This window comes from Microbacterium trichothecenolyticum, assembly GCF_000956465.1.
Classification (GTDB): domain Bacteria; phylum Actinomycetota; class Actinomycetes; order Actinomycetales; family Microbacteriaceae; genus Microbacterium; species Microbacterium trichothecenolyticum.
The window spans coordinates 1-7,417 of the sequence record NZ_JYJA01000007.1; the positions used below are offsets into that span (position 1 = coordinate 1).

General features: G+C 70.1%; 9 protein-coding genes and 1 rRNA gene. 4 read left to right on the forward strand and 6 right to left on the reverse strand.

Annotated elements, in window-relative coordinates; all coding sequences use genetic code 11:
- Positions 1-513, reverse strand: a 513-nt coding sequence (locus RS82_RS00055; protein ID WP_045296036.1) for a YflT domain-containing protein, incomplete at its 3' end; no start/stop codon positions are given.
- Between the two features lie 40 nt (positions 514-553).
- Here RS82_RS00055 and RS82_RS00060 point away from each other — a divergent pair.
- The 3 genes from RS82_RS00060 to RS82_RS00070 are packed head-to-tail and all read left to right on the forward strand — an operon-like array spanning position 554 to position 3,557.
- Positions 554-1,882, forward strand: coding sequence for a magnesium transporter MgtE N-terminal domain-containing protein (locus RS82_RS00060; protein WP_045296038.1), 1,329 nt, complete (start codon positions 554-556; stop codon positions 1,880-1,882).
- The gene (locus RS82_RS00065; protein ID WP_045296040.1) at positions 1,882-2,409 is read left to right on the forward strand and encodes a DUF1003 domain-containing protein; all 528 of its coding nucleotides are present in this window, start codon (positions 1,882-1,884) and stop codon (positions 2,407-2,409) included. The genes RS82_RS00060 and RS82_RS00065 overlap by 1 nt, the downstream gene beginning before the upstream one ends.
- Positions 2,406-3,557, forward strand: coding sequence for an Mrp/NBP35 family ATP-binding protein (locus tag RS82_RS00070; protein ID WP_045296042.1), 1,152 nt, complete (start codon positions 2,406-2,408; stop codon positions 3,555-3,557). The genes RS82_RS00065 and RS82_RS00070 overlap by 4 nt, the downstream gene beginning before the upstream one ends.
- A gap of 13 nt (positions 3,558-3,570) precedes the next feature.
- Here RS82_RS00070 and RS82_RS00075 read toward each other — a convergent pair whose 3' ends face one another.
- Positions 3,571-3,942 carry a twin-arginine translocase TatA/TatE family subunit gene (locus RS82_RS00075; RefSeq protein ID WP_045296043.1) on the reverse strand — a complete coding sequence of 124 codons (372 nt, stop codon included), beginning with the start codon at positions 3,940-3,942 and terminating at the stop codon, positions 3,571-3,573.
- A gap of 72 nt (positions 3,943-4,014) precedes the next feature.
- Here RS82_RS00075 and RS82_RS00080 point away from each other — a divergent pair, with 72 nt between their 5' ends.
- A complete protein-coding gene (locus tag RS82_RS00080; RefSeq protein WP_045296044.1) occupies positions 4,015-4,650 on the forward strand; it encodes an O-methyltransferase in 636 nt (211 codons plus the stop codon).
- A 64-nt stretch (positions 4,651-4,714) separates the two neighbouring features.
- On the opposite strand, the gene RS82_RS20885 is transcribed toward RS82_RS00080, so the two are convergent.
- The 4 genes from RS82_RS20885 to rrf all read right to left on the reverse strand — a co-directional run.
- Positions 4,715-4,888: a DUF3117 domain-containing protein gene (locus RS82_RS20885; RefSeq protein ID WP_019179788.1), complete on the reverse strand. Its 174-nt coding sequence runs from the start codon at positions 4,886-4,888 to the stop codon at positions 4,715-4,717.
- A 95-nt stretch (positions 4,889-4,983) separates the two neighbouring features.
- Complete coding sequence (locus RS82_RS00085) at positions 4,984-6,207, reverse strand: hypothetical protein (RefSeq protein ID WP_045296045.1); 1,224 nt, start codon at positions 6,205-6,207, stop codon at positions 4,984-4,986.
- On the reverse strand, positions 6,189-7,265 hold the full coding sequence (dapE, locus tag RS82_RS00090; protein ID WP_045296046.1) for a succinyl-diaminopimelate desuccinylase: 1,077 nt from the start codon (positions 7,263-7,265) through the stop codon (positions 6,189-6,191). The genes RS82_RS00085 and dapE overlap by 19 nt, the downstream gene beginning before the upstream one ends.
- A gap of 80 nt (positions 7,266-7,345) precedes the next feature.
- Positions 7,346-7,417, reverse strand: a 5S ribosomal RNA gene (gene rrf / locus RS82_RS22000); the annotation flags it as partial.

Genomic DNA, 7,417 nt, shown 5'->3' on the forward strand with positions numbered 1-7,417 from the left:
GACCGGCGCCGTCGGTGGGGCCGGAACGGGGGGCGTGACCGAGGTCTGGGGGCCGAGCACCTGACGCGCTCGGCCGACGCTGTTGTCGGTGACGGTGACCTCGTAGTGGTCGGCGACGACCTGCATCACGGACGCGTAGTCGCGGCGCCGCCGCACGAACGAGTACGCCACGATGCTCAGCAGCATGCCGATCGCGATGCCGACGAACAGGACGCCGACGAATGCCTGGATCGGCACGGACGGCGAGCCGATCACGAGGATCGCCGAGAAGAGGAGACCGAGGAGGAGCCCGTTCACCGCGCCCGACCGCGCGGCCGACGCGTAACCCAGACGGCCGGTGATGCGCTCGATCGAGCGGAGGCCCAGCCCGACGATCGCGATGTCGCGTGCGGGAACGTCGGCCGCGATGAGGGACGACACCGCCTTCTGCGCCGCCTCGTACGTCGGGAAGCTCGCCACGGTCTGTCCGACGGCGTCGGAACCCTGCGGAGAGCGCCCTCCCATCATGGTCATCTCCCCATCCTCCCACGGCGCGCGGACTACGCTGGGACGTGTGAGCACGCAGAGGGTTTTCGTCGCGCGCCTTTCCGGGTGCTCGGTCTTCGACCCCGCCGGCGACCGTCTCGGCAAGGTCCGCGACGTCGTCGTCATCTACCGCAAAGACGATCCGCCCCGCGTGATCGGGCTGATGGTCGAGATCCCCGGCCGGCGGAACGTGTTCGTGTCGATCGGCCGCGTCACCTCGATCGCGACCGGCCAGGTCATCACCACCGGACTCATCAACGTCCGACGCTTCCAGCAGCGCGGCGGCGAGGTTCGCGTCATGGCCGAGCTCCTCGGCCGCAAGGTGTTCTTCGCCGACGGATCTGGAACCGCGGTGATCGAAGACGTGGCGATCGAGCGCAACCGCCTCGGCGAGTGGGACGTCGGTCAGCTCTTCCTGCGCAAGCCGAAGACGAGCGCCTCCCCCTTCGCCAAGGGTCCCACCACATTCGCGAACTGGGACGCGGTGCGCGAGAGCCAGGTGCCCGGCGAAGCGCAGTCCGCGGAACAGCTGGTGGCGACATACTCCGAACTTCGTCCCGCCGACCTCGCGAACACGCTGCTCGACCTGCCCGAGGAGCGGCTGCTCGAGGTCGTCGATGAGCTCCCCGACGACCGTCTGGCCGACGCCCTCGAAGAGATGCCCGAAGAGGAGCAGGTGCATATCCTCGAGGCCCTCGACGACGAACGCGCGGCCGACATCCTCGACGCCATGGAGCCCGATGACGCGGCGGACGTCCTCGGGCAGCTGCCCGAGGACCAGCGCGAAGAGCTTCTCGAGCTCATGGAGCCCGAGGAGGCGGAAGACGTCCGCGCCCTTCTCAAGTACGGGCCCGACACCGCGGGCGGCCTCATGACGAGCGAGCCCATCGTGCTCTCCGCCGATGCGACGATCGCCGAGGCTCTCGCGCTCATCCGTCGTCACGAACTGCACCCGGCGCTCGCCGCCGCCGTCTTCGTGACCCTCCCTCCGTACGAGACCCCCACGGGCCGCCTCCTCGGCACCGTGCACTTCCAGAGGATGCTGCGCTACCCGCCGCACGAGCGCTTGGGCGCGATCATCGACGACACGCTCGACCCGGTTCCGGCGACCGCGTCGGCGGCCGAGGTCGCACGTCTGCTCGCGTCGTACAACCTGGTATCCCTCCCCGTCGTCGATCCCGCCCACCGGCTGGTCGGCGCGGTCAGCGTCGACGACGTGCTCGACTACCTCCTCCCCGAGGACTGGAGATCGCACGATGCCGAGGAGGACGAACGCCAGGCATCCGAGTCCGTCCCGACCACGACCGCGAGCACGTCAGTTCTCGGCAAGCCATCCGGCGCAGGCAGGAGGCGCTGATGGCACGCAACACCCGCCAGACGTCGCTCGACGCCCCTCGCGGCCGCTCGGGCATGCTGCAGCGCACGCCTCAGCCGTCCAGCGATCGCTTCGGGCGCTTCTCGGAGGCGTTCGCCCGCGCGATGGGCACGTCGGGCTTCCTGATCGGGATGACGATCTTCGTCGCCGTGTGGCTGACGTGGAACATCTTCATGCCGCCGCAGCTGCAGTTCGACCCCGCAGCGACCAACTTCACGCTGCTCACCCTGATCCTGTCGCTGCAGGCGTCCTACGCCGCGCCTCTCATCCTCCTCGCGCAGAATCGGCAGGACGACCGCGACCGTGTGCAGATCGAGCAGGACAGGCAGCGCGCCGAGCGCAACCTCGCCGACACGGAGTACCTCGCCCGCGAGGTCGTCGCCCTTCGGATGGCCGTCAACGACTTCGCCGACCAGGTCCTCACACGCGACGTCCTCCGCAGCGAGCTGCGCGCCCTGCTCGAGAAGCTCGAGAACTCCCCTGAGGTCGAGGACGGCGCCGCACGATGAGCCCGGCCTCCGCGGACGCCGTCCGCACCGCCGTCGGAGCCGTCTCCGACCCCGAGCTGCGCCGACCCATCGGCGAGCTCGACATGGTCCGTGACATCTCGGTGGACGACGGGGTCGCCCGCGTCGGGATCGCCCTCACGATCGTGGGGTGTCCCGCGGCGGACCGGATCGCGTCAGAGGTGCGCGCGGCGGCGTCATCCGTTCCCGGGATCACGGAGGTCGCGCTCGAGGTCGGCGTCATGACGCCGGCCGAGCGGCACGCGCTCACGGAGCGGCTGCGCGGCGGACGAGCTCGCGAGATGCCCTTCGGTCCCGGCACGCTCACGCGCGTCATCGCCGTCACAAGCGGCAAGGGCGGCGTCGGCAAGTCGACGGTCACGGCGAACCTCGCCGTCGCGCTGGCCGCACGCGGGCTCGCCGTCGGGCTCATCGACGCCGATGTGCACGGCTTCTCGATCCCGGGCCAGCTCGGGCTCGTCGCGGCCGACGGCACCGTACCGCAGCCGACGCGCGTCGACGACCTGATGCTGCCGCCCGTCGCACATGGCGTGAAGGTGATCTCCATCGGCATGTTCCTGCGCCGTTCCGAGGGCGACGCCCCGGTCGGCGCCGTCGCATGGCGCGGGCCCATGCTGCATCGCACCGTGCAGCAGTTCCTCACCGACGTCTACTTCGGCGACCTCGACGTGCTCCTGCTCGACATGCCTCCCGGCACCGGCGACGTCGCGATCTCGGTGGGGCAGCTGCTGCCCAACGCCGAGGTGCTCGTCGTCACGACGCCGCAGGCGGCCGCGGCCGACGTCGCGGTACGCAGCGGCGTCGTCGCGCGCCAGACCGGGCAGCGTGTCATCGGGGTGGTCGAGAACATGGCCGCCATGACGCTTCCCGACGGTACGACGGTCGATGTGTTCGGCGCGGGCGGCGGCGGCGCGGTCGCCGAAGCGCTGTCGCAGCCGGACGCCGAGGTGCCGCTGCTGGCCTCGGTGCCGCTCAGCCCGACACTGCGGACGGATGCGGATGCCGGAACCCCGGCAGTCCTCGCACACCCCGACGATCCTGCGTCGCGCGTCATCGCCGGCCTCGCCGAGATGCTGGCTCAGACGCCGCGCGGCCTGTCGGGGCGCTCGCTCCCGTTCCGCCCGCGCTGATCGGCCCCGCGGGTCAGGTCGCTTCGCTGTCGTAGGGCGTCGGTCCGTCGATCGGGCTGCGGTACGGCGACCGCTCCGGCGTCGTCGGCGGCAGCGGTGGCGGCGGCGGGACGAGGCTCGCGACCGGAGCGTCGTCGAGGAGCGCCTCGCGGATGATGCGGCGCGGGTCGTACTGCCGAGGGTCGAGCGTGCGCCAGTCCACGTCGTCGAAATCCTCGCCCATCTCGTCGCGCACGCGCGTCCGCGCGGTCGTCACCCAGGTCCGCGCCCGCTTGGTCAGCCCGGCGAGGGCCTCCGCATAGCGGGGCAGCCGCTCGGGTCCGAGGATGAGTGCCGCGACGAGTCCGATCAGCAGGAGCTTCTCGATCGTGAGGCCGAAGATCATGCCTTCAGATTACCGCCGCGCCTGTGCGGCCAGCGCCGCGCGGCCGCGTAGGCTGGCGGGCGGAGGATTCCGATGGGAGAGCAGAACGCGAACCAGCGGTTCGTCGACGAGGCGACGAGCGAGCCGGAGCACATCGCGCGCGCCCGCGCGCACGCGCTCGAACTCGGGGCCGCGCCGATCAGCCCGGCGATCGGCGCCCAGTGCGCGATCATCGCCGCGGTGTCGCAGGCGCTCAACATCGTCGAGATCGGCACCGGTGCCGGAGTCTCCGGCCTCTGGCTGCTGCACGGCTCCCCGCGCGCGACCCTCACCACGATCGACAAGGAGCCCGAGCACCTCGGCGCCGCCCGCCAGGCATTCGCCGAGGCGCGGATCCCTCCAGCGCGCGCCCGCTTCATCACCGGCCGCGCGTCAGAGGTGCTGCCGCGCATGAATGAGGCGTCCTACGACATCGTGCTCGTGGACGCCGACCCCGAGGGGGTCATCGAGTACGTCGAGCACGGTCTGCGCCTGGTCCGGGCCGGCGGGACGGTGCTCGTCCCCCGTGTGCTCGCCGGTGGCGCCGTCGCCGATCCGGTGCGCCGCGACCCGGTCACCACCGCCTACCGCTCGCTCATCCAGGAGACGCAGGCATCCCCCGCGGTGATCGGCGCACTGTCGATCACGGGCGAGGGACTGCTGCAGCTCACCACCGTCTCCACGTCCTGACATCTCCGCACCGCAGACGCGAACGGCCGGTCCCGATAGGACCGGCCGTTCGCGCAACGAGCGATTACGCGGCGTTGACGACGCCCCCCAGGACGTCGTAGAGCTCCTTGGCCTCAGCGTCGTTCACCGAGACGACAAGGCGACCGCCTCCCTCGAGCGGAACCCGCACGATGATGAGTCGACCCTCCTTCACGGCCTCCATCGGCCCGTCTCCGGTTCTCGGCTTCATGGCTGCCATTGCGGCTCCTTTTCATCGATGGTCTGCACATCGAGTTTATCGTGAGGGCCGACGCCCCGGGCACGCCTGGGGAAAGCGGCATCCGTCATCCGGCGTCACGGGACCTGCCAGTTCGTACTTCCCAGCGCATACATGTTGTAGATCCACCACCATTGTCCCGCGAGACACGCGATCAGCACACCGATCCGCCACGCGCGGGAGCGCGGAACCGCGAACGCGCCCCACAGTGGCGACAGCGGCACCAACAGCCGGAAGATGCTCGACTGCGGAAAGAACACCAGCAGGAGGTAGACGAGGTAGCTGGCGCTCCACAGGCGGATCTCGATGCCGAGACGGCGGACCTGCGGCAGCGCGATCAGGGCGACCGCGACGACGAGCAGCCCTCCGGCCACGAGGATGTAGCCGAGTGCCAGCGGGAGGTGCCACATCGTCTCGAACCAGTATGAGATTCCCGCGAGGAACGGCTCGAATGGCGTGAACGTCGCGTCGCCGAGGATCCAGTTGCGACGCCAGGCCATCTCCGTGACGAGATAGGCCTCAGGATTCCCGGTGACCCATCCGGCGATGAACTGCCACGCGAACCCCGCGACCGCGGCGAGCAGCCCGGCGGCGATGATGTGCGCGATCTCCGGAGCCCGCAGCGGTTCACGCGCACGCGTGAGCCAGCGCCAGATGCCGAACAGTGCGAGGAACAGGGCGAACGCGAGGACGCCGGGGCGTGTGAACGCCATCAGCGGGATCAAGGCGTACAGCCACACATAGCGCCGGCGTGCGACTGCGAGCAGCGCGCAGAACAGCCAGAACAGGTTGAGCGCCTCCGCGTAGCCGACATGGAAGAGCGCAGCGAGCGGACCGCTCGCGAAGAACGCCACCGCCCAGAGCGTCGCCGACTCGTCCAGTCGCATCCGCAGCAGGTGATAAAGCGCGACGGATGCCCCGTACCCGGCCACCAGCGACACGATGAGGGCGCCGGTGTGCCAGAGGCCGAAGGGGATCGACACCCACTGCGCGAGCCACGGATAGATCGGGAGGAACGCCCAGGCGTTCTCTGCGACCTGCCCGGCGTCGTTGAGCGGCAGCTGGCTCGGGTAGCCGGAGACGGCGACCAGCCAATACCACTGGCCGTCCCAAGCGACGATGGTGTCGCCCAGCCGGGCGTCCGCGCCCATCCGCGACGTGAAGCCGGAGAGTTCGGCGGCGGCGAACAGGAACAGGGAGGTGACGATCCTCGCGGCGACGTAGATCGCCGCGACGCGCACAGCGGTCCGGGCGGCCGACGGACGCGTCACCGGCGACAGGATCAGCTGCTCGCCAGCCATGCGCGCAGACCCTGCTCGACAGCCTCGATCTGCGCGACGGGAACCCGCTCCTCGTCGTGGTGCGCCAGGTGAGGATCGCCGGGTCCGTAGTTCACCGCGGGCACGCCCAACGCGCTGAAGCGCGCAACATCGGTCCAGCCGTACTTCGGCCGCGGCTCGGCGCCGACGGCCGCCAGGAACTCCTGTGCGAGCGGGGCGTCCAGACCGGGACGGGCGCCCGCCGCGGCATCGACGACTTCCACCTCGAACCCGGCGAGCACGTCACGCACATGGCTCTCCGCCTCCGCGACATCACGGCTCGGGGCGAAGCGGTAGTTGACCTCGACCTCGCACAGATCCGGGATCACGTTGCCGGCCACACCCCCGTTGATGCGCACCGCATTCAGCCCCTCCCGATAGACGAGCCCCTCCACCGCGACGTCGCGCGGCTCGTAGGCGGCGAGGCGCTCGAGAATCGGCGCGGCCTTGTGGATCGCGTTCTCGCCGATCCAGGCACGCGCGCTGTGCGCGCGCACCCCGTGGGTGCGGACGATCGCACGCAGGTTGCCGTTGCAGCCGCCCTCGACGGCGCCGTCGGACGGCTCCCCGAGGATGGCGAAGTCGCCGGCGAACAGGTCGGGTCGCGTGCGCGCGAGCCGCGTGAGTCCGTTCAGGTCCGCGTCGACCTCTTCGTGGTCGTACCACATCCACGTGATGTCGACCCGGGGATCCGAAAGCTCTGCGGCGAGCTTCAGCTGCACCGCGACGCCCGCCTTCATGTCGACGGTGCCGCGACCCCAGACGTACGCCTCGCCGTCGACATCGATGTCCTTCGTCGGCACGTTGCCGTTGATGGGAACCGTGTCGATGTGCCCGGCGATGACCACGCGCTGCGCGCGACCCAGGCGGGTGCGGGCGACGATCGTGTCGCCGTCGCGATAGACGTCGAGATGCTCGAGCGCGGAGACCTGCGCGAAGATCGCGTCGGCGAGGGTCTTCTCGTCGCCGGAGACGCTCGGAATGTCGCAGATGATGCGAGTGAGTTCGACAGAAGACAGAGACAGGTCGAGCGCCGGCATACTTCGAGTCTACCGACCGCGAATATCGGGCTGTTAACGCGGAATGGCCACCCGTGGGGGTGGCCATTCCGTGAATGGGTGTCCGGCGGTGTCCTACTCTCCCACAGGGTCCCCCCTGCAGTACCATCGGCGCTGAGAGGCTTAGCTTCCGG